This is a genomic window from Phocaeicola coprocola (assembly GCF_041333015.1).
Lineage (GTDB): Bacteria > Bacteroidota > Bacteroidia > Bacteroidales > Bacteroidaceae > Phocaeicola > Phocaeicola coprocola.
Map to the genome: position 1 here is coordinate 2129705 of NZ_JBGKGM010000001.1, position 25133 is coordinate 2154837.

The 25133-nt window shown below is 39.9% G+C and carries 20 protein-coding genes and 1 pseudogene; 9 read left to right on the forward strand and 12 right to left on the reverse strand.

Features of this window, described 5'->3' with window-relative positions:
- Positions 1–63 precede the first annotated feature (63 nt).
- Positions 64–1158: pseudogene (locus ACDG22_RS08765) on the reverse strand (transposase); the annotation flags it as partial.
- Positions 1159–1283: 125 nt separating this feature from the next.
- Positions 1284–2414 (reverse strand): ISAs1 family transposase, encoded by a 1131-nt coding sequence (locus ACDG22_RS08770; protein ID WP_007565353.1) that lies wholly within the window; start codon positions 2412–2414, stop codon positions 1284–1286.
- A gap of 589 nt (positions 2415–3003) precedes the next feature.
- Here ACDG22_RS08770 and ACDG22_RS08775 point away from each other — a divergent pair.
- The 6 genes from ACDG22_RS08775 to ACDG22_RS08800 all read left to right on the forward strand — a co-directional run bounded on the left by ACDG22_RS08775 (position 3004) and on the right by ACDG22_RS08800 (position 10013).
- Positions 3004–3480 (forward strand): sigma-70 family RNA polymerase sigma factor, encoded by a 477-nt coding sequence (locus ACDG22_RS08775; protein ID WP_007568082.1) that lies wholly within the window; start codon positions 3004–3006, stop codon positions 3478–3480.
- A 54-nt stretch (positions 3481–3534) separates the two neighbouring features.
- The gene (locus ACDG22_RS08780; RefSeq protein ID WP_007568084.1) at positions 3535–4548 is read left to right on the forward strand and encodes a FecR family protein; all 1014 of its coding nucleotides are present in this window, start codon (positions 3535–3537) and stop codon (positions 4546–4548) included.
- Positions 4549–4688: 140 nt separating this feature from the next.
- On the forward strand, positions 4689–5057 hold the full coding sequence (locus ACDG22_RS08785) for a hypothetical protein (RefSeq protein ID WP_009131422.1): 369 nt from the start codon (positions 4689–4691) through the stop codon (positions 5055–5057).
- 1 nt (position 5058) lies between these two features.
- Positions 5059–5403 (forward strand): IS66 family insertion sequence element accessory protein TnpB, encoded by a 345-nt coding sequence (tnpB, locus tag ACDG22_RS08790; protein WP_007567398.1) that lies wholly within the window; start codon positions 5059–5061, stop codon positions 5401–5403.
- Between the two features lie 88 nt (positions 5404–5491).
- Positions 5492–7252, forward strand: a complete 1761-nt coding sequence (gene tnpC / locus ACDG22_RS08795) for an IS66 family transposase (RefSeq protein WP_143723011.1) — start codon at positions 5492–5494, stop codon at positions 7250–7252.
- Between the two features lie 106 nt (positions 7253–7358).
- Complete coding sequence (locus ACDG22_RS08800) at positions 7359–10013, forward strand: TonB-dependent receptor (RefSeq protein WP_148315617.1); 2655 nt, start codon at positions 7359–7361, stop codon at positions 10011–10013.
- A gap of 133 nt (positions 10014–10146) precedes the next feature.
- On the opposite strand, the gene ACDG22_RS08805 is transcribed toward ACDG22_RS08800, so the two are convergent.
- From ACDG22_RS08805 to dnaN, 6 genes are read right to left on the reverse strand one after another with little or no spacing between them, the layout of a single operon-like run.
- On the reverse strand, positions 10147–11847 hold the full coding sequence (locus ACDG22_RS08805) for a trypsin-like peptidase domain-containing protein (protein WP_007568540.1): 1701 nt from the start codon (positions 11845–11847) through the stop codon (positions 10147–10149).
- Positions 11848–11867: 20 nt separating this feature from the next.
- Complete coding sequence (gene rlmB / locus ACDG22_RS08810) at positions 11868–12620, reverse strand: 23S rRNA (guanosine(2251)-2'-O)-methyltransferase RlmB (RefSeq protein WP_007568542.1); 753 nt, start codon at positions 12618–12620, stop codon at positions 11868–11870.
- A 20-nt stretch (positions 12621–12640) separates the two neighbouring features.
- Positions 12641–14314 carry a DNA repair protein RecN gene (gene recN / locus ACDG22_RS08815; RefSeq protein WP_270230185.1) on the reverse strand — a complete coding sequence of 558 codons (1674 nt, stop codon included), beginning with the start codon at positions 14312–14314 and terminating at the stop codon, positions 12641–12643.
- Between the two features lie 20 nt (positions 14315–14334).
- The gene (gene coaBC, locus ACDG22_RS08820; RefSeq protein WP_007568546.1) at positions 14335–15528 is read right to left on the reverse strand and encodes a bifunctional phosphopantothenoylcysteine decarboxylase/phosphopantothenate--cysteine ligase CoaBC; all 1194 of its coding nucleotides are present in this window, start codon (positions 15526–15528) and stop codon (positions 14335–14337) included.
- 5 nt (positions 15529–15533) lie between these two features.
- Positions 15534–16310: a 3'-5' exonuclease gene (locus ACDG22_RS08825; RefSeq protein ID WP_007568548.1), complete on the reverse strand. Its 777-nt coding sequence runs from the start codon at positions 16308–16310 to the stop codon at positions 15534–15536.
- Positions 16311–16359: 49 nt separating this feature from the next.
- Positions 16360–17484, reverse strand: a complete 1125-nt coding sequence (gene dnaN / locus ACDG22_RS08830; protein WP_007568550.1) for a DNA polymerase III subunit beta — start codon at positions 17482–17484, stop codon at positions 16360–16362.
- A gap of 209 nt (positions 17485–17693) precedes the next feature.
- On the opposite strand from dnaN, the gene ACDG22_RS08835 reads away from it, so the two are divergent.
- On the forward strand, positions 17694–18074 hold the full coding sequence (locus tag ACDG22_RS08835) for a DUF3127 domain-containing protein (protein WP_007568552.1): 381 nt from the start codon (positions 17694–17696) through the stop codon (positions 18072–18074).
- Positions 18075–18170: 96 nt separating this feature from the next.
- Here the strand turns inward: ACDG22_RS08835 and ACDG22_RS08840 are convergent, their stop codons facing one another.
- Together ACDG22_RS08840 and guaA are read right to left on the reverse strand one after the other, a co-directional pair.
- Entirely contained in the window at positions 18171–18944 is a 774-nt protein-coding gene (locus ACDG22_RS08840) for an SGNH/GDSL hydrolase family protein (RefSeq protein WP_007568554.1), read from the reverse strand.
- Positions 18945–19136: 192 nt separating this feature from the next.
- Positions 19137–20690 carry a glutamine-hydrolyzing GMP synthase gene (gene guaA / locus ACDG22_RS08845; RefSeq protein WP_270230186.1) on the reverse strand — a complete coding sequence of 518 codons (1554 nt, stop codon included), beginning with the start codon at positions 20688–20690 and terminating at the stop codon, positions 19137–19139.
- 411 nt (positions 20691–21101) lie between these two features.
- On the opposite strand from guaA, the gene ACDG22_RS08850 reads away from it, so the two are divergent.
- Both ACDG22_RS08850 and gap read left to right on the forward strand, forming a co-directional pair.
- Positions 21102–21362: a hypothetical protein gene (locus ACDG22_RS08850; protein ID WP_270212972.1), complete on the forward strand. Its 261-nt coding sequence runs from the start codon at positions 21102–21104 to the stop codon at positions 21360–21362.
- 5 nt (positions 21363–21367) lie between these two features.
- A complete protein-coding gene (gap, locus tag ACDG22_RS08855) occupies positions 21368–22378 on the forward strand; it encodes a type I glyceraldehyde-3-phosphate dehydrogenase (RefSeq protein WP_007568559.1) in 1011 nt (336 codons plus the stop codon).
- Between the two features lie 384 nt (positions 22379–22762).
- On the opposite strand, the gene ACDG22_RS08860 is transcribed toward gap, so the two are convergent.
- Together ACDG22_RS08860 and ACDG22_RS08865 are read right to left on the reverse strand one after the other, a co-directional pair.
- Positions 22763–24211 (reverse strand): DUF4270 domain-containing protein, encoded by a 1449-nt coding sequence (locus tag ACDG22_RS08860; protein WP_270230187.1) that lies wholly within the window; start codon positions 24209–24211, stop codon positions 22763–22765.
- A 33-nt stretch (positions 24212–24244) separates the two neighbouring features.
- Complete coding sequence (locus ACDG22_RS08865) at positions 24245–25063, reverse strand: glycogen/starch synthase (protein ID WP_007568561.1); 819 nt, start codon at positions 25061–25063, stop codon at positions 24245–24247.
- Between the last annotated feature and the right edge of the window lie 70 nt (positions 25064–25133).

Here is a 25133-nt window from a genome sequence, read left to right on the forward strand (position 1 = left end):
AATGCGAAGTAAGCAATACTTTACGAGTATAAAAAATAATCCCCACGAAATTTCTACTGACCCGGCTTTGGCGGTAAATAAAATGAGTTCTTTGAAAAGTTTGTCAATTAATTGCGTGTTTGGCTCAATCCCAGACACGCAAATAAATCGTTCAAGCATGTAAGCATTGTGTATGACTGACTTGCATGATGATATGGAATATTTCATTCCCATCTTCTTACAGGCAGCTTTGGCAAGGTTTATCGCTGCAAGTGACGCATTGAAGTGAAATGCCAGTTTTCTGAAGTCGGTTGCCTGACAGTTCGTCATTCCGGCATGTTGCTTGGCATCGCGAAAGCAGAATTCGAGCTGGAAACGTGTCCTGTAGAAGTCTAAAACCTCCTTGGCATCCTGCATCTCGTCCGTGGAGAAATACAGCTGCCATTTGTCCGTTCTTCCATCCATAGGATACCATACAGCTAAGCTCACAAAACGTTTGAATGCTTTGGAGTATGCTTTCAGTCCATAAAGTTTACCCTTGTTCACTTTATACTCGGTACATCTTGTGATGTCCAGATTTTCAAAATCAATCTTTCCGTCATACAATTTTGGACGTCCGCGTTTTCCTGTCCTATTTTCTAAGGTGGGATAAAACAACACTGCATCATTTCTGAAGCGGCTTATAACGTGGAATCCGTTCTCACACAATGGTTTGATGAAAGTTGCCTTTGAAAAGAACGCATCACATACGACAGTGCCAGAAATACGTTTCAGATGTTCCTGTATGCTGATAAGGTAAGAACTGTACCAGTCTACAAGATTCTTCCCGTAGCTTTCCAACGTTGCGTTATCAGGTGTCTGTACAGAGCCCAAAGTCATACATTCATGGTTGTCAACGTCTATAACTCCAATACCGGTTATTTCCAGTCCACGTTTGTATTCACCGGCACAACCGGACCAGAAATAGCCAATCCACGGCGTTTTGCTGCCTGATTTTGGAATGAAAGACGGATCAACGGCTATCGCCTTGCGACCACCTTTAAGGTGTTCCCTGATGATGGCTTCATTGAAGGAAAACCAGTCAAAGTCATCATTCTCAAAATTGTTCCGGTATGTCTGTTCCGAGAAACATCCATATCGTCCCATTTGAAGGAAATTGACGCGGTTAGGTATAGCCATCACGGCTCTTTCATTTAAGCTTAGATAAAGGCACATAATTCCCCCACCCACTTCTTATGGGAAGTAGGGATTTTGTTATGATTGATACCCAAAACGTTACGAATCCTCTGAAATTACAAATTATCTCATTTTTGATCCAGCATATGTATCATTGCGGTAAAGTCCAAAGAAAGTTCTCTAATAAGTTCGGCCGTTCCCTTAGCCTTGTCGGAGAGCTTTTTCCTTTTACCTTTCCATATAGAAAGTATTGCCAGTACTATCCTCTGTATCGTGTCAAGGTTTCTGGCGGACCTTGCACTATTCCGCCTGATGAAGTCCTGCCTCAGGTTGCGGTCAAGGTCCCAGTGCATGCTTTCTATTGCCCAATGCATTCTGGCTATTGTACTCAGCCGCCTGGCACTTCCGTGAAAACTGGAGACATAGAACCTCCTCTCGGAAGATTTCTGACCATCAGATTTTCTCTCCGTTGCAGTCCGTATTTCGACAACCGTCAGATTTCCATTCCACTTTTTCCTGTCCGTAATCAGGTCATTTCCACGAAAGATACGGCATACTCTGGTCTCTATTCTGCCATGTTCAAGAAAAGGGCCTTCCGAATATACATCCACAGGCTCTGCAAGTTCGACATTGTCCTCAACCCCATATCGCAGAGTTCTCTGGTTTGCCTTCAGCTCGATAAGGAAATCACCGCCTTTTTCCCGGATTTTATCTATGATGGCTTTCTGGAAGGACATGGCGTCTGCCGTAACTATGCATCCTGACACATCCACCTTGTCCAACAGTTTGGGTACGGAAGTTATCTCGTTGCTTTTTTCTTCACACATGTCCGTGGCAAGGGTGAAACCTCCTTCAAGGGAATAGGCGGATACGATGTCGGGGGTGCGTCCGTTTTCAAGTACCGTCCCTCTCATTGCCTTGCCGTCAATACAGAGGATGTCTCCGGCACAACCGACAAGCTCATCATGGAAGGTGGAGGTAAATTCAGACATCCGCTCAGACATGGCTTCATCATCAATATGTTTGAATATACGGCAGAGCGTAGGTTCAGAAGGCACACCGTCCAACAAAATTCCTAAAGAGCGGAAGCGTTTCAGATTACGCTCGCCGAATCTGATTATATCCGGTCTTGTCATACACTTGCCCAGCCGTCCGAGTATTACAAGGAGAAGAATATCTTCCAGCTTGTATTTGTAGTTTCCCTTGTCTGTCCTGCGGTAATCCGGCACTGATTTCACAAATTCTTTCAGATGTTTCATTATGCTGCCACGACGGCAGAATGCATGTTTCTTTTTTATATATTAGATATGCAAAATGTTGCATATCAGCAAAATAAATCTTATTTTCGCATAGCGAAAATTAAGGCGGAAATCAAAAAACGACCTCTGTCGCATTTGATTTCCGCCTACAAAAATAATTTTATATGAACGATAAAAAGAAACACCGGAAGCGGTGCTTCCTGCATCGCTGTGCGCAAAAATAATGGTTTTTCGGAGAATAACAAGGATTATAGAGGTTGTTTTAAATGAAAGAGCCGTGTATAGCCATGAACAATTTCATTGCATCCATGAATACTTTCTGAAAAGATTTGCTTATATTTACAACTGATTCGAGAGCGTTTCTGCACTCGGATTGGTATTGCATAAGGAGTGATTCTTTAGTCATAATTAAAAGTGGTGGAATACTTCTAATTTACTAATAATCAACAAATTATGTAATACTTTTTCTGTTGGTTTTCAGCTGTTTAGCATATCTTTTTCATCCCTTTTCTTACTCCTTGACGATTCATTCTTGACAGTATTTCAATGATCTCTTGAATATATTTTTGAACCGGATTATGCCGATTCTATGTTTAATTTTAATTTATCGGTAAAAATTTACCGAAGTATTGACTACTATACTTTTCAATTTATTACAGACGAGGAAAATTCAAAAGATATAGTAAATGATGTTTTCGAAAAAATCTGGATTCAGCGTCATGAGTTGAAATTAGAAACATTGTCTTCCTATCTTTATACGCTTGTTCGTAACAGATGTCTTGATTACTTACGGCATAAAAAAGTAGAACAGCAGTATGCTGATCTTTACGATCTTATCTCACAGAAAGAATTTGATGATTCAGAACTATATGAATATCGGATGTCACGTATCGAGAAAATTATTGAAAAACTAGGAGAACCCACGAAAGGTATTTTTATCCAATGTTATTTTCAGAATAAGAAATATGCAGAAGTTGCTCAGGAGTATCATATTAGCAGTAGTGGCATAAAGAAGCATGTTATGAAAGTTTTACGTTTGATACGGAGGGAATTTGATATAGAGTAACTTTGATATTATCCTGATACCATATAATAATTCATTATAATAAAGACTTGTATCATGAAACAAGATTCAGAAGATAAATTAGCTCATGTTTTAGAAGCGTTGGAAAATCCGTCATCTTTTACGCAAGAAGAACTGAAAAGTTTGTTTTCCGATAAAGAATGTTTGCGATATGCACGTACTATATTATATGCTAAAGAATCTTTGGCTCGACAACAGATTCCTCAACCTGATATTGATAAGGAATGGAGAACTTTTGAGCGTCATCATAAAAAAACATCAATTATTCCAATAATAATAGGTCTAGCGATAGCTTCTTGCATTGCTTTGTTTTTTATATTTAGTTTATCCAAAGAAGTTGAAGGAGGATTGCGGGTTTTTGAGGCAACGCAAACAGTGCAGATTGTAAAAGAAGAAACAGTAAATGGAATGACAACAGTTTATGTTCCACGAGGTATGCAAAAACGACTTGAACTTCCTGATGGTACATGTGTTACACTTAATGCAGAGAGTCAACTTACTTACGAAACTTCTCAATTTGGCCAAAACGAACGAAAGGTTATACTACAAGGCGAAGCACTGTTTGATGTTGCAAAAGATTCTCTTCGTCCGTTTATTGTCCAATCTGGTAAATTGAGTACTAAGGCATTAGGTACCGTTTTTAATGTAAAAGACTATTCAACAGAAGAGATGAAAATTACTTTGCTCTCAGGTTCTTTGAAAATTACTTCACAACAAAAGACGGATAGTGTATTTATTCATCCTGGTGAACAGGCTATTTTGACAAACCAACAAGAGTTGCGTACAGTCAAAATACCGCAAACTGAAGATATTACATCTTGGGCTGAAGGTAATTTTTATTTTGATAATCAGACATTGGTTGAAATATTGTGTGAACTGGGACGCTGGTATAATGTGAGTGTAATATTTAAAAGTAAGGATTGTATGAACACTCGTTTACATTTTAAGGCATTTCGAAATGAATCGCTGGCTTCAGTTGTGGAATTATTGAATTATGTCAGTAAAAATCCTGTTGTACTTGAAGACAGAACGATAATTGTTGGAAAATAATTTCCTAAAGTGGTACCCGTTATATTGTGTAATTCGTATTGATAGCAGATATAAATTAAAAGTAACCATTCTATTTTCCGCCTTGACACGCATGTTCCCTAAACCTACCTTTGCGCCGTAACCCTTAAACAACAATGATTATGGCAAAAGAAAAAGTAAACTACCAGGAGGTATATGACCTCTATCAGTTATGCAGTGAGACCAAGGATCTTCGTGAGTTCTGTGCGGATTATGGAGTAAATTACGACAAGTTCATGAACTGGCAGCGTCATCAGCTATGGAGCGAAAAGTTAGGCAAGACAGTCCAGGTTGAGCAGCCCAAGGTTGCCAAAGTCCGGATAACCGGCAAGCCTTGCAACAGTCCAACCGTAAAGTTGGAGGTGAAACAACCTGAAGGTGAATCTCCGATTAAGTGGGTAAAACTGCAATTGACATCAGGTGCCACATTGTTCCTAAGAAATACCACAGTTCTTGATTTGAGTCTGTTGCTTAATAAAATGATAGGATGATATGCTTGGACTTAGCGCTAACCTGAACTATTACCTGTTCAACGGTAATGTGGATTTGCGGAAAGGAATCTTCCGCCTGTGTGAGAGTATAAGGGAAGAGATGTCACTTGACCCGAGCGATGCATCCAATGTATATATGTTCATGTCCAGGAACCGAAAAGTTGTGAAAATACTTCATTATGAACGCGGATTTTATGTGCTTTACGAGAAACGTCCTGTCATGGGGAGATTCAAGAAACCTGTGTTTGATGAAGTCTCCAAATGCTACCGGATACAATGGTCGGACATGGCCTATCTTACGGAAAGTATAGTAGTTGACAAGATGTACGTCAGTCCGAAAGATTAATATTAATACATTGATTATCAATAAAAATAATATAAGAATAAACGATAAAAAGTTTGCGTAACTGCCTGATTTTTCGTACCTTTATATCATGATTGATGAAAGGGCATACGAGTTACTTTGCTGCCAACTGGGTCTGGCGAATGAGGAAAAGGCGGGGCTTCGCAAACAGGTAAACGAACTGATTGCGAGGCTTAAGGCTATTGAAGAATCAAACAAAGAGAACTCCAAGGCTCTGGTTGATACAATCAATGAGTTGTCCACAACAGTCGAGAATAATCGAAAGGAAATGGAACTTATGAGAAAGCAGCTTGAGGCAAAAGACGAGGTGAACATGATGCTTGCAAATGAGATATCCAATCTCAGGCTTCAACTTGAGGACAGCAGGAAACACCGTTTCGGCCGTACCTCAGAGCAAAGAAGGCTGCTGAACAACCGTAACATTGACAAGTCTGCAATGGAGAAGTCCGAGTACGACGGTTCTGGCAAGAAAGGTGATGATGATAATAAGACCGATGGTAACGGTACCGGCAGCAATACCTCTTCCGGTAACGTACCTGCACAGAACTGCAGGCCTTCAAGGAAAAAGGAAACTGCTCCCCGTGCAGCAAAGACCAGGCTGAAGGTGGATAAGGTAATTGTTCATGAAATAGAAGACTATTACCAACTCCCGGATGGTGCAAGGCTTATGAAGCGTAACGGAATGGCTGATGTGTGGGAATACAGGTTTATAGAACATGTGCGTGCTCATAACGTGGAGCATGTGTACAAGGTGGCAAGGGTAAAGCTTGCAGACGGCACTTTCACTAACACGATGGAGCATCCCTTGAAAAACCTTGGAGGAATCTTTTCCCCTGATTTGCTTGCCCGTCTGCTTTGTCTGAAATATGACTTCAGTATGCCTGAGAACAGACAGATAAGACTGCTTGCAAGAGAAGGCATCCACATAAGCAATACCACGCTGAACGGCTATATCCATAACGGAATCTCCAGGCTTAGGGAGTTTATGGAAGATGTCTTCAAGGAGTTTGTACAACAGGCAAAATACCTTATGGTTGACGAGACGACCGAGCTTGTCGGAGTTGAAACACCGGAAGGCAAGGCTTACAGGAGAAAGTATTTATGGGCTTTTTTTGCAAAGCATGTCAAGTTGGTTTACTATCATTACAATAACGGCAGCAGAGCCTCTGATGTAGCAAAGACCTTCCTTGAACATTTTATGGGATCTGTATCTACAGACGGATATACGGTTTACAGGATGTTCGACGGAGAAGACTCAAAGGTGCTTCATATAGGATGCTGGACACACTGCAGGAGGCTGTGGGTCGATGCCTTGCCATCAGACAGAACTGCGATGGATATAATAGACCCTATCGGTGATATGTTCAGAAATGAAGACTTGTTCCGCACAATGAAACTCAGCGGTGAGCAGATTAAGGAAAAAAGACTTAAGCTTACGAGACCTATTCTTGAACGTATCCATCATAAGGTGGTCATGATGATGCAGGATACCAAACTCATGGCAAACGAACTGATGAGAAAGGCTGTGAACTATACGATAAACCAGTGGAAATCCCTGAAAAATATCCTCAAGGACGGTTCTGCGGAAATATCGAACAACCTCTGTGAGCAAAGGATGAAACCTGTAAAGCTGCTGCTCAAGAACTGTATGAACATAGGCAGTGAGGATGCAGCAGGAAACTCGGCATTCATCTTTTCTCTGATAGAAAGCTGCAAGCTTAATGATATAGCCCCTCAGGATTACCTGAAGCACTTGTTTGAATGTATTCTTCATGGTAAGGACTGCGACAAGAAGGTCCTTCTGCCATGTTTTTATAAATCGGAATGTTAAAACTAAACTATTTTCTTGCGGACATTTTTATTTTATCGGCTGAAAAACAGCCGATAAAATTGTCGTGGCGGAAAATAGAATGGTTACAAATTAAAACAATAATTTTATGAAATTACGGTTAGCACAATCCTTTTGCTTCATGTTGTTGTGTAGTTCTGCCCTGACTGCACAAACGACGCAAGCTATCGATGTTGAATTACACAATGTAACTCTGGCAGAAGCTTTGAAAAAGCTCGAAAACGAAAGTGGCACTCATATCTTGTTCGACTATAAAGATGTTGAGTCTTATCATGTGACTTTTCATGCAAAAGATCAGACCCTCGAGGATATAATAGGGATAATATTACAAGAAAAGCCACTTATTTATACGAAAGTACGTGAAAAAACTTATGTAATTCAAAAATCAGATTCTGTACAAAAGAGGTTGGAATATACACTGTCTGGTTTGGTTACAGATTCTCTAAGTCGCCCTATTGATGCTGCCGTTGTCAGCGTAATAAATTCTCAAACAAGTACTTCTCTAAGTCAAGGTATTACGTCTGATAAAGGTATTTTCAAACTCGCTGCAAAAGGAAATATTCAGTTATATGTCAGTTGTTTAGGTTATATTCCCTTTTTGACCTCTTCTTTTGAGCTTGACCAGGATACTACTTTTCATATTAAACTCCAATCTGCAAGTATACTTCTTGACGATATACTTGTGATAGGTGAAAAACAGACTCCGTCTGTACGAATTGTAAATGGTAATACAGTATTTTTTCCAAAAAATAGTTCTACTTTAGCTGGTAGTTCTGCTTTAGATGTGTTAAAAAAGACACCAGGCATATTGGTAAATGGTAACGATAATATCAGTATAGGTGGGAGAAATGGCGTATTGATAATTTTTAATGGAAAGCCTACTTACATGAAACAGGAAGAACTGGTTTCCATACTGAAATCCATGTCATCGTCTGCCGTAACTTCAATAGAGATTATCAATAATCCTTCAGCTCAATATGATGCCGAAGGATCTGGAGGAATAATTAATATTAATACACAGCAACAGCATTCCGAAGGTTATTCCTTTTCGATAAATAATGGTGTATCTTATTGGGATAATATTCGTCAGAATACTGAGTTAACATTTGGTTATACACATGGTAAGTTTAGTCTAGTAAGTAATTATCATCATCAGTTTGGATATTATAACTTGGATTATGGGATGCGTCGTATTCAGGCGGGGAAAGAATTCTATAGTCCGACTATTGATACAGACAAGCGGAAGACTATTGCCGGAAGTTTAAATTTTGAATATAAATTCAATAAACAAAATCTCGTTGGTGGAGAGCTTACGGCAAATGCCTTGTTTGGGCCTGGGCAGACTATTACAACAACAGAGATCAGAAACTTGGAACAAAATAAACTTGAACAGATTCTTTATGCTAGAAACGAATATTATATGCAAAAAGGGAATCGTTATGGAGCAAATCTCTATTACGTATCAACTCCTAAAGAAGGTGTAAAATATACAGTTGATGCAAATTATGCATGGTTTGATGGTGGCTCTGGTAACTTACAGCCTAATACATACCAATCGCCAGATGGGATGGTTTTGAACGATTTTCTTTATAAATCGGTAAACAGTAGGAATATTCATATTTATGCTTTAGCATATGCCCAGCAACATAAAATTGGAAAAGGTGATTTAAAATCTGGTATTAAATATTCTAACGTTAATGCAGACAATGGTTATAAATTTTTTGAGATAAAAGATAATAAAGAGATAATAGATGTTACGCAATCCAATGACTTTACTTACAAAGAACAAATACTTGCTGCATATTTACTCTATGTATATCCGTTGAATAGTAGGATAAATTTGGAAGTCGGGTTAAGAGGTGAAAAAACTTGGTCTGAGGGAGGTTTGTTTACTGTAGATGGAGTGGGTGATAAGAATAACAAAAGAAATTATTTCAATATATTTCCTTCTGTGAGTATGAATTATCAGATAGCAGACGAACAGGCTCTTTCTATCAGTTATGGGAGTAGGATAGACCGACCTGCTTATCAGGATTTGAATCCGTTTGAGTACTTACTGGATGAACTTTCGTATTGGAAAGGAAATCCTTTCCTTATGCCTCAGAAAACTTATCGGATCAGTGCAACCTATAGTAATAAGTACACTTCTGTAACCGCTGCTTATACCTATATGAAAGATTATAAGGCGCAGATTACTGATACTCTGTCTATTAACAAAGTAATTATGACTCCTAGAAATATTGGTAAGCAACAACAGTTCTCGATAACCTTTAATCAGGGCTTAACTCCGGTTCAGGGGTGGGAGATGAATTTGAACTTAGTTGGTTATTACGTTTATAAAGATATTGCTTTTGATACGTACCGGAAATTTAAAAAAGATGCTATAGCTGGAATTTTTACCATGATGAATACATTTCGTCTTCCTTGGGAACTCCGATTGGAAATGAATGGGTCGTATGCAACTAAAAGACTTGGAGCCTCAAATGAAAAAATGGATTCAAGTGGATACATTGATATAGCACTTGGCAGGGCGTTTATGAATAAACGGTTAGCTGTGAATTTATCATTGACAGATTTGTTTTGGACTAACAATTGGGATAATTATAGTTCATTTGAAGGTTTTCATCTTTGGAATTGGGGAAAGGGTGAGTCAAGACAAATAAAGCTGAATATATCTTATAGATTTGGGAAAGAAAAGAGTAGAACTCATAAGCAAGACTTTAATGAGTTAGATCGTTTGTAATGTTTACCAAACATCATTGATTATTTCTTTTTTATGAATAACGGAAGAGCCATAGTATTCCTAAAAACAGGTTTACTATGGCTCTTTCTATATCCAGTGAAATTCACTGATGAATTCCCTTTAACTGTTTTTTTTATTTGCTGTATTTTTCGAGCAATCCAATGGCTACTTCATCACCCAGTTCTTTGGCCTTTTTCAGATTAGCAATACCTTTTTCTGTCTGTTTCTGCTGAACCTGAATATAACCTAACATACGGTAGGCTGGAGCGTTTTGCGAATCAATAGAGATTGCTTTTTCGAGAGCTTGAACTGCTTCTGCTGTTTGGTTGACACGTAAACATACTCCTCCTTTTTCTACCCAGTAATTTACATTTTGAGGATCCAGTTCGATAGCTTTATTAATATCATTTATAGCTTGTTGGAACATGCGGCATTGCATTTCTGCCTGCGTGCGGATCAGATAAAATTCGGCAGAAACTTGTCCCATCATGGCATCATAAAAATCGTTGTAGTCTGCTACGGCTCCCCGGAAATCTTTAACAGCTGTTTTGGCTCCCGCACGTTCATACAGGTATGGAGCTGCATCTTTTCCGTATGGTTTATTAAAGCGTGCTACAGCACTATCCATTAGTGCAACGACTTCTTTTTTGTCTACACCTTCCATCAAGTCTTTTGCTTTTGCACTTGAATAGAATGTAGCTGCCGATGCAAGTGAGCTTTTGTTTACCGTATCATAAGCTGCAAAAGCTTCAGCGTATTTCTGCATGGCAAAATAAATATCTCCCTGTACCTGATAATAGATGGGCTGTTGGGTTATCTGGATAGCTGTATTGATTTCATTAAGTGCCCGTTCGAAAGTCCAGTCTGCATATGTAGGCTTGTCTCCTTTATTCAACTGGTAACTGTAAATCAGTTTGGCAATATTATAATGGGCATCATCTTTTTGTTTGGCAATGTCGAGCATCTTCTTCAGATCTTCTTCGGCAAGTGCATTGTGACTGTCATCACCGAAATTTATGTAACAGGTAGCACGGCGCAGATACCCTTCCTGATTCTCTGGATATTGGCTGATGAAATCGTTTAACAATCCCAGGTAACTGTCACGATCGAGTGTAGATGCTGCCATGTAGAGATAAACCAATGCTTGTGATTCATCTTCAGGAAGCCCTTTCTTTATACCGATAGAGTTTAGCGTAAGATCATTTACCGATAGTGCACTGATAGATAGTGATGAAGCATAAGTTACTCCAATAGCATAGCTTTCTTTACTTTCCGGATCAGAATTTTTTTGAATAAGTCCCAGTACTTCGCCATTTCCGTTCATTATCGGACAGCTTACAGTTTTATCTGTCGTTTGCATATTCAACGTATAGTAGAAAGAGTTATTCCCTATCGTGTCAATCTTGGCAATCGTTCCATTCTGTCCGTTGGCAGATTTCTGTGTTGAGTAGGGAAGCAGGTAAACTGTTTCTCCTGGTGTAGCAGCTTGTAATGCTGGTTGTAAAGCTGCTGCCTTTTTGTCGAATTCCGTTTTGAACTTAACGACATCGTAAATGTCGTTTGCGCCCATAATATATTTTACAGGTAGTTCTTTACCATCAGCGGTAACAATGACTGCATGGTCGGCTCCTTTAAACAGACTGTAGTCGGAAACAGCTGTTCCCTGTTCATCTATATAGAATCCGTTTCCTGTATTCAGAATTTGATTATCCTTGTTGTAGGTGATAACCGAGAATACAGCCTTTTTGGCTTTATTTGCCCATTTGGGGAGTTCTTGTGAAAATCCTGTAAGGAAAGACATTCCACAAGCTAATATGAGTATTGTCTTTTTCATGTGTCTTTAGCGTTTACGTTTTATTCTTCATTTGTGAATCCACGTTGCTTGACAGCTTCGTAAATCAGGATTCCTGCAGCTACAGATACGTTGAGTGACTCGATGGAGCCAAACAGAGGTATTTTTATCCATTCGTCGCATAAAGCAAGATGCTCGTAAGGAACACCGGTGTCTTCTGCTCCCATAATGATACAAGTTGGATCGGTATAAGTTGCTTTGGTATAGTCGTAGTCACCTTTTTCGGTTGCTGCTACAATTTTGAATCCACTATCTTTTAAGAACTTGATAGTGTTAGTAAGGTTGTTTTCGCGACATACGGGAATGGTATGCAATGCTCCTGCTGAAGTCTTGATTGCATCGGCATTTACGCTGACACTATTTTTTGAAGGGATAATAATAGCATCTACTCCGGCACATTCACAAGTACGTGCAATGGCTCCGAAGTTGCGTACATCAGTCAGTCCGTCCAGCATGATCAGCAACGGATTTTTTCCTTGTTCAAACAAGAAAGGTACAATGTCTTCCGTACGCTGGTAGGTAATAGGAGAGATGAAGGCAACTACTCCCTGATGGTTTTTCTTTGTAATACGGTTGATACGCTCTACCGGTACACGTTGTACAGGGATGAATGTTTCCTTTAATACAGCAAAAAGCTCTTTCGATAAGTCGCTTTGGATATCTTTTTTTACCAGTACCTTATCGATTTCCTTGCCTGCCTGTATGGCTTCTATAACGGCTCTTACGCCGAATATCATTTCATTTTTTTCAATCATATGCTGTTTTCTAATTTCGTTTAAAGATTTGAATTTCCTTCCAACAGTGCACGTGCATTGTTCAGTGCAGCCTCAGTCAGCGTACTTCCACTTAACATGTTGGCTATTTCTTTTATACGCTCGTCATTGTTCAGCAGACGAATGTAGCTGTTTGTTCCTGTTTCTGTATCTTCTTTGTATACCTTATAATGCGCAATGCCTCGTGCTGCAATTTGCGGAAGATGGGTAATGCTGATAACCTGACGGTTCTGACGTCCCATATCTTGCATGATGAGTGCCATTTTTTCGGCAATAGAGCCGGAAACGCCTGTATCGATTTCATCGAAAATGATGGTCGGTAATTTTACAGCTCCGGCAATCATAGCCTTTAGGGAAAGCATTACACGAGCAATTTCGCCACCGGAAGCAATGGAAGCCACATTTTGTAAAGTTCCGTTTTTGTTGGCTGAGAAAAGGAACGTCACGCTGTCCATCCCGTTGGCATCTGGTTCTTTGCGTGGAGTAAGCTCTACTGCAAAACGTACATTGGGCATACCCAACGGGACGAGTAGGGACTTCATATGCTCTTCTATATGTCGTGCAGAAGCAGTGCGAAGTGCTGTTAGTTGGGAGGCTTGTTCCAATACAGCGTTATACAGCTTCTCCTTATGCTGATTCAATTCGGCAATGCGATCGTCGAATGAAGTAATAGCATCCAGTTGCTGTCGATAGTGTGCTGTTAGCTCGATAAGTGCTTCTGTTGATTCTACCCGATGTTTTTGCTGAAGGCTATATATCAGATTCAGCCGCTCGTTTACATATTCCAGTCGTGAAGGGTTAAATTCTATTTCTTCTTCAGCTCCGGATAAATCGTGTGCAATGTCTTTCAGCTCAATATAACAGCTGTTCAGTCTTTCAGCCCAATCGGAGGCAGGAGCATATACACGCGATATGGCTTGCAGGGTTTGCATACACTCTTTGGTATGTGAAAGTGCACCGCCTTCATCTCCGTCAATCAGCTGTTCGGCTTTATATAGTCCAGCTTTTATCTCTTCCGCATGACTTAACGTATCTGCTTCTTGCTCCAATTCTGTTTGTTCGCCTTCTTGTAGGTTAGCTTCCTCCAACTGTTCCAGTTGGAAACGAATATAATCTTCGTCTTGGCGACTTTTTTCAGCTTGTGCGATAAAATCATCCAGCTCCCGACATACCTGTTTATAGTCGGTATATACTTGCTGATATTGAACGAGCTGTCTGTCATCTTGTGCCAGAATGTCGAGAATGTTCAACTGAAATCCTTCCTTGTTAAGGAGCAGGTTCTGATGCTGGCTATGCACATCAATCAATTTTTCGCCCAAAAGTTTCATTTGTGCCAGCGAAGCCGGAGTATCATTGATAAAGGCGCGGCTTTTACCATTTATTGAAACCTCCCGGCGGAGAATACATTCTTCTGGATCATATTCGATATCGTTTTCAGCAAAAAAAGATTCCATTCCATAATTTGAAATATGAAAATGGGCTTCGACAATGCATTTTGATGCTCCATTTTTAATCGCTTTTATATCAGCACGCTGTCCCAATAATAATCCGATAGCTCCCAGAATGATAGATTTTCCGGCTCCTGTTTCACCTGTAATAACCGAAAAGCCGGATGTGAAATTGATATCCAGCTTGTCGATTAATGCATAGTTTTGTATGTAAATGGACTGTAACATATGTATTCCTTTCGGTGAGCTTAGTGAAGTATAGAGGCAAGTTTGTCAATAATATCTTCAGCTACTTCCTTTTTCCCTTTTAGTGGATAAGGAGTTTCTCCTTGTCGTTCGATGATGGTAATTTTATTGGTATCGCAACGGAAACCGGCACCTTTATCGTTCAAGGAGTTGAGTACGATGAAGTCAAAATTTTTCCGTACGAGCTTATCTTGGGCGTGCAGAATCTCGTCATTAGTTTCTAATGCGAACCCGACCAAGAGCTGATGTGGCTTTTTCTCTTTTCCAAGTGCAGCAGCTATATCCTGAGTTGGCTTCAGACGTAATACCAGATCGTCTTTCTCACGCTTTATTTTATGATCGGCAGTTTGTTCCGGAGTAAAGTCGGCAACGGCAGCACAGAGGATACCTGCATCTGCCTGAGCATATGCTTCTTTGGCTGCTTGATACATTTGCTCTGCACTTTCTACATCTATGCGGTGAATGTTAGGATGAGATACATTCAGGTTTACAGGACCACTGATTAGTGTCACTTCCGCACCACGTTCAGCACAAACTTCTGCCAGTGCATAACCCATCTTTCCGGAAGAGTAGTTGCCGATGAAACGTACCGGATCTATTTTTTCGTAAGTAGGACCGGCTGTTATCATTACTTTTTTGCCCTTCAAATCTTCTTGTTTGGCAAAAAAGTTTTCCAGTGCTTCTACTATTTTTTCAGGTTCTTCCATTCTTCCTTTACCAACCAGATGGCTGGCCAGTTCGCCCGAAGCCGGTTCGATGATATGGTTTCCGTATGAACGGAGGATATCCAGATTATGTTGAGTAGAGGGATGCGCAAACATATCCAGGTCCATTGCCGGAGCAACGAATACCGGGGCTTTCATCGAGAGGTAAGTTGTGACCAGCATATTGTCTGCAATACCATGTGCCATCTTACCAATGGTGGAAGCTGTGGCAGGAGCTATGACCATTGCGTCAGCCCACAGTCCTAAGTCGACGTGACTGTGCCATGTTCCGTCGCGTTGTGAAAAGAATTCACTGATAACAGGTTTGCTGGTCAGTGCCGATAGTGTAATAGGAGTAATAAATTCTTTTCCGGCCGGGGTGATGACGATTTGTACTTCTGCGCCTTTCTTTATCAACAAGCGTGTCAGTACCGCAGCTTTGTAGGCTGCAATACTGCCTGTAATACCTAATACTATTTTTTTCCCTTTCATTATACTTATTTCACCAATCCGCTTTCGCGCAATCTGATTTTTGTCAATACATTCTTTGTATTCAGTGTAAAGTCTCCGTTTAATATCCAGCCATAGTATCCCGGATCACGCTGTAATACCTCTGCTACAGAGATTCCTTTGTATTTACCGAAATTGAACACTTCTACACCGTTGTCATCAAATACAATACGTCCTGCAAAATCTACATTCTTACTATAAGTAGAATATTCGGACAGGAATTTGATATCATTTTCCAATACGTCCGGATAATGATCAAGCTGGGCCTTCAGCACCTCATAAGTTGCACGTGTGTCTGCTTCAGCGGTATGGGCATCTTCCAGATTCTTTCCGCAATAAAATTTATATGCTGCTGATAAAGTGCGCTGTTCCAACTTGTGATAAATAACCTGTACATCAATAAATTTACGTTTGGTAAGGTCAATGTCTATACCTGCACGCAAAAATTCTTCGACAAGCACCGGTACGTCGAAACGGTTGGAATTAAATCCGGCAATATCTGCTCCTTCCAGGTCGCGAGCAATGTCTTTAGCTATTTCCTTAAATGTCGGACAGTCGGCAACATCTTCGTCGTGAATACCGTGGATGGCAGTAGAAGCTTCCGGTATATGCATCTCCGGATTGACACGCATTGTTTTGCTTTCCTCGTTTCCGTTAGGATATACTTTCAGGTAGCAAATTTCGACTATACGGTCTGTATTTATGTTCGTTCCCGTCGTTTCCAGATCGAAGAAAACCAACGGGTTCTTTAAATTCAGTTTCATATACAATATTTTTGTTTAAGCTTTAAATAGCTCTGAAGTTAGTTTTTTATCAGTCGTTCAGCATCATCGGCATCAGCAGCATCAGGATATCTTCATTTTCTTCCTGTTCTTCCGGTACGATGACTCCTGCACGCGACGGATCTGCCAGTTCGATAACTACATTTTGTGCAGAAAGATTGTTCAGGATGTCAATCAGGAATGATGACTTGAATCCGATACTCATAGCATTGCCTTCATACTGGCAGATGATTGTTTCCTCTGCAGAGGTAGAGAAGTCGATGTCTTGTGCTGAGATTTTCATCTGATTTTCAGACAGACTCAGTTTGATAAGACTGCTGGCCTGAGAAGAAAATACAGAAACACGACGTAATGCGCTGATAAATGCAGCACGGTCGATGGTTGCTTTATGTGGATTGTTTTGAGGAATTACCGAATTGTAATTAGGGTAACGTCCTTCGATCAGACGGCAGACCATGCGGTAATTTTCTAACGTGAATGAAGCGTTGCGGTCGTCGAAACCGATTTGTACATCACCTTGCTCTTTCGGCAACAGGTTCTTAAGTAGGTTTGCAGGCTTCTTAGGCAAAATGAATGCAGCTTTTTCATCACTATGCGCAGCAAATGTTTTGCAGCGAACTAGTTTATGACCGTCAGAAGCTACCAAAGTAATGTCTTCCGGAGTTATATCAAAATAGATACCATTCATTACCGGACGCAATTCGTCGTCGGCTGTTGCAAAGATGCTGCGGTTTACTCCACCCATGAGGACATCAGCAGGAATGTTGACTTGTACGGCATTACTGCCCAGTTCCTGTGTTTGCGGATATTCGTCTGCATTCTGTCCCATTAAACTATATTTACCGTTTTGGTATTGTACAGTGATTTCCAAATTGCTTGGGTTAATTTGGAAACTCAATGGTTGTTCAGGAATTTCTTTCAGAGCTTCCAGTAGCGTTTTTGATGAAACGGCAAGATGGCCGTCGCCATCGAACTCGTTCACTTCGATGGAAGTAGACAATGTGGTTTCATTGTCGGAAGCAGTCATCGACAGTGTCCCGTCTTGTAATTCCAGAAGAAAACAATCTAATATCGGTAATGAGTTTTTTGAGTTGATAACACGACTGATAGCCTGTAAGTGGCTGAATAAGGCTGTACTTGAAACAATAAATTTCATGGTCTTTCGTATATTAATTATTTTCTAAATTATATCAAAATATGTCTTTCGGACGAATGTTTTTGTCCGGATAATAAAGCACTTTGCAGTGTGCTGTTAATCTTGCCAAAGTTACGAAAAGATTGTAGATGCATTGCAAAAAAGAGGGTAAAAATTAGTTTTCTTCTTCGGAAAAGCGTAATTTCGTGACCGATTTAAAAACTTAAAATATGGAATTAGCAGGAAAAGTTATAGCAGTTCTTGAACCCAGAGGTGGTGTTTCTAAGAGTGGTAATGAATGGAAGGTACAGGAATATGTCATCGAAACTCACGACCAGTATCCTCGTCGGATGTGCTTTGATGTGTTTGGGGCAGACAAGATACAGCAGTTTAATATTCAGGTAGGTGAAGAATTGAATGTCTTTTTTGATATAGATGCTCGTGAATGGCAGGGACGTTGGTTTAATAGTATCCGTGCCTGGAAGGTAGAACGCGTTTCTGCTGCTCAGCAGATGCCGCCTATGGATGCTCCTTTCCCTCCGATGAATGCTGCACCGGCTGCTCCGGTTGACTTTGCTGCATCGGATGAGAAAGATGATTTGCCTTTCTGATCATTCTTCTGTTGAAAAATATTACGGGCTCATGCAGTATGCTTTACAAAGAAAGCGGTTTGCATGAGCCCGTCTGTATTATAAGCTGTATGTCCTTTATTCAAAATCGGCAGGGTAGACCAGTAGTTGATACATGATAGCTTTTGCCATACGGTAGTGTCCTTTTGCATTAGGGTGAAGGCGGTCAGTCACTTCATCGTGGAAATATTGGGCATGGGTGTCAAACATTGGATATAATCCGCTGATGCTGTTTAAATCTATTACTGGAACAGCCCATACGTTTCCGGCTTCCTTTATGACGTTTACATACTCGTCTACGTATAATCCTAGTTTATTGGGAAAGGCTTCCTCTGGCTGAATGTTTTCATTGCTGAAACGTGCTTGAGCCCGGTGTATTGGAGTCATTAAAATAATTTGTTTGTCGGGAAAGTTTTGTTTCAGGTAACTGAGGGCTTCATTGATTCTACCACGGAATGTATTGCTGTTCAGATCGGTATTTCTTCTCTTGCGTACTTCTTTTCCTCCACCTTTTATAGTTGTTTCTTCGTAGCTGAACGTATACCATTCTCCTAAGGGAACTCCGGCATTATAATCGTTTGTCCCGGCAAAGATGATAATGGCATCTACTTCATTTCCGATTTCTGCTTTCAGCCTCTGTGCTTGTTTCAATACACCGTTCCATTGATTGCCATTGATACCATAAACCAGAGGTTCGATCCCCAGCATTTCTGCCAGATATTGCCAATAATTTTTGGTGGTTCCTACATGCTTTTTATCGGTGATGGAATCACCCAGGAAGGCGACTCTTTTTCCTTTCCATTGACTCTTTTGTATGTTTGTCGATGCTTTTGGCTCATCTGTTATTGCCATACAGGGACTTGTCTGGGTACTCAAGAGTAGTCCCGACAGAAGATATGCCATATATTTTGTGTACATGATGTTTCTTTTGTTTCTGGATACTAAAATAAGGTGAAAAATAAAGCACAGATTTCACGAATTTATCAGATGTTTTTACCTGAAAGGAACTCGTGTAATCTGTGCTTGGACTGGGATATTATTCTTTTATTCCCACTCGATTGTGGCGGGTGGCTTTGAAGAAATATCGTAGCAAACGCGGTTTACGCCTTTTACCTTGTTGATGATGTCATTTGACACTTTTGCCATAAATTCGTAAGGCAGGTGAGCCCAGTCGGCAGTCATGGCATCAGTGCTTGTGACAGCGCGCAATGCAACGGCACGTTCGTAAGTACGTTCATCACCCATTACACCAACGCTTTGTACTGGAAGCAGGATAACACCAGCTTGCCATACTTGATGGTAAAGAGCTGTTTCATTGCCGTTTGCATCTTTTACTTTCCAATCGCGCAAACCTTGGATAAAGATATCATCGGCGTCTTGCAGGATACGTACTTTTTCGCGTGTAATATCACCGAGGATACGTACGGCAAGTCCCGGTCCCGGGAACGGATGACGAGTGATAAGATGCTCTGGCATGCCTAATTCACGACCTACACGACGAACTTCGTCTTTGAACAGCAGGCGAAGAGGTTCGCATAGTTTCAGGTTCATTTTTTCTGGCAAACCACCTACGTTGTGGTGACTCTTGATTACAGTACCTGTAATTGACAGAGATTCGATGCAGTCAGGATAGATAGTTCCCTGAGCCAGCCATTTTACATCTTTTATCTTGTGAGCTTCTTCATCGAACACATCGATAAAGCCCTTACCGATAATCTTGCGCTTGCGTTCCGGTTCGGTTACGCCTGCCAGTTCACTGAAGAATTTTTCGCTTGCATCTACACCGATAACGTTCAGACCAAGACATTCGTAATCATGAAGAACATTCTTGAACTCATTCTTACGCAACATACCATGGTCTACAAAAATACAGGTCAGGTTTTTACCGATCGCTTTGTTCAGCAATACGGCTGCTACTGATGAGTCGACACCGCCACTCAGACCGAGTACAACCTTGTCGTTGCCCAATTGCTGTTTCAATTCGGCTACGGTTGTTTCGATAAATGATGCAGCACTCCAGTCTTGCTTTCCGCCGCAGATGTTAACCACGAAGTTTTTCAGCAGTTGAGTACCATCTTCGCTGTGGAATACTTCCGGATGGAATTGCACACCCCAAAGTTTTTCTCCTTTAGCCTGATAAGCTGCTACAGCAACTTTGTCGGTAGAAGCGATGATTTCGAAATTTTCAGGGATAGCTGTGATTGTATCTCCGTGACTCATCCATACCTGAGAGTGTTCACGGATACCTTTCAACAAGGGATTCTCATGATCGAACGTTGCCAAGTGTGCACGGCCATACTCACGAGTATTGGCAGGTTCTACCTTTCCACCGTTGGTATAAGCCATAAACTGTGCACCATAGCAAATACCTAAAATAGGATATTTGCCTCGGATATCAGTCAGATCAACCTTGAAAGCCTTTTCATCATAAACAGAGAATGGGCTTCCTGACAGGATAACTCCGATAACCGACGGGTCATTGTGTGGAAACTTGTTGTAGGGAACAATCTCGCAATACATGTTCAGCTCGCGTACACGGCGGCCGATAAGCTGCGTGGTTTGTGAGCCAAAGTCGAGAATAATAATTTTTTCCTGCATATATTTATTCTATCTGTAAGATTTTCTATGTGTGCAAAGATACTCATATTTTTTTATAAATACTACAAGTGCTTTGCAAAAAACCTGGGCATGTTTTATGAAAAACATCTCGATATTTTTTTATTTTTTGTACGAAAGTAGAAAACCTTTGTACAAAATTTTTAGAGATATCGAGAACTTTTAGTTGAAATATCCAGAGGCAGGCATTTTTGCTACAAAATATTACGGAAATGAGGATATGAAGTATGTAGATGGATAATTTCTTCTTGGCATAATATAAATAAGGTGTAGAAAAAAGCCTGGTTAGAGAACATGTAGAGAGGGCTTTTGTCTTTTCCTAAAAAGAAATAAATGTATCAAAAACTTTGTAACGTATGTTTTTGGGAGGCATTGTGTAGAAGGTTTTGCTGGATGAAATTCAAGCAACGTGTAAACTATGGATTGCAAAATGCTATAAAACATCCTTTCTTACTGAGGTATCAAGGAAATTTGCTGAAAAAACGTCTTGATTTTTTCTTAATTTTAATACTTTTCGTGCCTAAGTTCAAAAAGAAATTCTTATTTTTGCAACGCAATCGGGAAAGAACGGATGATATGATTCTGAAATTTCCAGTGATTGATTTTGAAAAAGCGAGTGTTTTAAAATTGTATTATAAAACCTTTAAAATTTAAACAAAATGATTAAAGTAGGTATTAACGGTTTCGGTCGTATCGGTCGTTTCGTATTCCGCGCAGCTCAGAACAGAAACGATATCCAGATCGTAGGTATTAACGACTTGTGCCCAGTAGATTACTTGGCTTACATGTTGAAATATGATACTATGCACGGTCAGTTCAACGGAACTATCGAAGCAGATGTTGAAAACAGCAAATTGATCGTTAACGGTAAAGAAATCCGTGTAACAGCTTGCAAAGATCCTAAAGAATTGGCTTGGAACGAAGTAGGTGCTGAATACGTAGTAGAATCTACTGGTTTGTTCTTGACTAAAGAAAAAGCTCAGGCTCACTTGGAAGCTGGTGCTAAATATGTTGTAATGTCAGCTCCTTCTAAAGATGACACTCCAATGTTCGTTTGCGGTGTTAACGAAAAGACTTACGTTAAAGGTACTCAGTTCGTTTCTAACGCTTCTTGTACTACTAACTGCTTGGCTCCTATCGCTAAGGTTTTGAACGACAAATGGGGTATCACTGATGGTTTGATGACTACAGTTCACTCTACAACTGCTACTCAGAAAACTGTTGACGGTCCTTCTATGAAAGACTGGAGAGGTGGTCGTGCTGCTTCTGGTAACATCATCCCGTCTTCAACAGGTGCTGCTAAAGCTGTAGGTAAAGTTATTCCTGAATTGAACGGTAAATTGACTGGTATGTCTATGCGTGTTCCGACTTTGGACGTATCTGTAGTTGACTTGACTGTTAACTTGGCTAAACCAGCTACTTACGCTGAAATCTGCGCTGCTATGAAGGAAGCTTCTGAAGGCGAATTGAAGGGTATCCTGGGTTACACTGAAGATGCAGTTGTTTCTTCTGACTTCTTGGGTGACACTCACACTTCTATCTTCGATGCTAAAGCTGGTATCGCTTTGACTGATACTTTCGTTAAAGTTGTTTCTTGGTATGACAACGAAATCGGTTACTCTAACAAAGTATTGGATTTGATCGCTCACATGGCTTCTGTAAACTGCTAATCAGTTAATTAAAACCATACAACAAAAAAGCCGCTCGGATTTCCGATCGGCTTTTTTGTTGTATGCAAGTTTTGTTTTCTTTCTTTGAATGTTAAGTGCTTAAATTCTCCTCTGAAAATGATGTCTTTGGGTGTTCTTGTATTATTATCGTAAAGGGATAGGATTGAGAAACTCATTTATTGATATTGTCAGCATAAGATAAGTTTGCTGATTTGTAGCATGTTTATTCTTAGGTTAGGAGATATCCCTTTTAAGAAGATCTTTGGAAAGGAAGAGGAGAGAGAAGAGAGAATATTGGGCATAAAAATATCCTGAATGCTTTTACAACAAGAGCATTCAGGATATTTTTATCTGGTATTTATTGATATGACAAACGAGTTGAATTTACTTTTGTACCGGATTTGTGTAAATGATACTCATCTTAATTCGTTGATTTTCATCGGATGAATTGTTTAGGTCTTCACCACCTACTAGCATAGCAGAATTTACATTCAGGTCGTTTTCTACTCCGATGATGTTACCTTGTGAGTCTGTTTCTGTTGTTACAGGTACAAGTAATAATTTGTTCCAGTCTTTATGCTCGTTTTTCCAATTATTCCATTCCGTCTCTCCCTTTTCAATTTCAGTTCTTATTTCACTGAATATATATGATATTAAGCGGTTTAGCTTTGAAAAAGAGTATGAGTTAGAGTTAGAATCATACGTTGCTAAGAATGTTGTTTTATTGTCATGTACCTTGTTGTTTTCGAAGAAATCTTTCATTTCGCTTTTTCTTACCATAAGCAAGGTTCCGGGGGTTCCCATTTTAAAAGGAGTATTGCTTTGATCTTTCAGTTTTTGAAATGAAACAGAAATCGAATTCAAGGTATCGTTTTTGTGTATTTTATACATTGAGTCTATTGGAAGAGTTACTTCTGTACAAAGACCGGCAGGTGTTTTAAGGTATGTACATTTGGTATCGTTTACCAGTTCTTTCATGCCTGAGTTTTGAAAACGGGTAGACATGAAAACTTCTTTGGTAGATGACATCGGAACGATTGTATGTACCAAGGTGTCTTTGTTTTCATCGGTTTTTGTCCAATATGCTATGGTCAGATGAAGGTAGATATCAGAGATATACAAAATAGAACCTTCGCCGCTAGTGGTATGTACATAAAATCCTTTTAGTACATTATTGATGAAAGACTCTGAATCCTTAAAATAGGGATGGATAGTCTTTCCGTTTACAGTTTCTGTATAATTGTATTTCTCAAGAAAGTCTTTACAGAAATCTTTTCCTAATCCAATAGAAACATTGGGGTAGTAGGTATCTTCATTTCTGATAGAATCAGGAATAGTACGGTCGTATGCTGAATAATCTTTTGTGGCTAGCGGAGCAGCATTTTTATCGTAATAATCTGTCGGTTCCATATTACTATAATATAATGCTTTATCCGTGCCGTCGTCTTTGATAACCTTGGTTAGCGGATCAACCTGCACACGAAGGTTTGCCAAAGAATCTCCAAAATAACTCGTGTAGTATAATCCCAGCGTTGCTTCTTTAATTTCTTCAATTCTATCTGGCAATATAAAATTCTCAGGACAGTTTATCTGAACTAGAAAATCAGAACTGAAAGTGCCATAATCCTGATCTGTAAATTTACCGAGATAAGCCGTACTAGAACGTGAATAAACAGAATCTAACAAATGAGATCTTGTTTCAATTGTATACGAATCGGCTTTAGCCGGAATCATGTCATTGTCGGCCACAAACTGACCGATTCCTGTCGTTTCGTCATCACAACTGTAGAGTGTGGCGGCAATTCCTAATGCTACCAAGAACTTGAGTTTCATTGTTTCAAATTAAGATGTTGTATATTAAGAGAGTTATTCGGCTTCTTCCCATACTTTATCGTACAATGCATTGCATGCATCAGCGTAAGTATCTTCGGGTTGATAGTCGACTACCGGAATATTAAGGCTACGTGCATAATCCATAATAGCCGGATTTACATTTTCACTGTTTTGGATAACTCCATCTGAGTATGTGATAGCCAGTTTGCATAATTCATCATGGTTTACTGGGTCTGCTATCATGTTAAGGTCGTCAGAAGTTATGTCTCTAAATAAAATCTGGTCTTTAAAGTTAGGAACCAAATTTGATTGGAATCCGTTGCCGTAAACCGAGAAAATTACTTTTGAATCTCTAAACGAGGGTTCGTCGTAATATGCTTTTTTTATGAATAGAGGTACAATAGCACTCATCCATCCGTGGCAATGTATGATATCCGGACACCAGCGAAGTTTTTTAACGGTTTCCAATACGCCTCGGGCATAAAAAATAGCACGTTCGCCATTATCTTCATATTCTTTACCCTCTTCGTCGGTTGTCATCAAACGGTGCTGGAAGTAATCATCGTTGTCAATAAAGTAAACCTGACGTCTTGCAGCTTGGATAGAAGCTACTTTAATGATCAATGGATGGTCTGTATCATCGATAATGATGTTCATTCCTGATAAACGGATTACTTCGTGTAATTGGTTGCGACGTTCGTTTACATTGCCCCATTTAGGCATGAATGTACGGATTTCACGACCTTTGTCCTGGATGGCTTGTGGTAGATTTTGACCGATTAGAGATAATTCACTTTCGGGTACGTAGGGAGTAATTTCTTGTGTAATGAATAATACTTTTTTCGCGCTCATGTTATTTTAATAGTTGCTCATAAACATTTTGCAAAGATATAAAAAAAATGGACGAGAAAGGCAAATACCT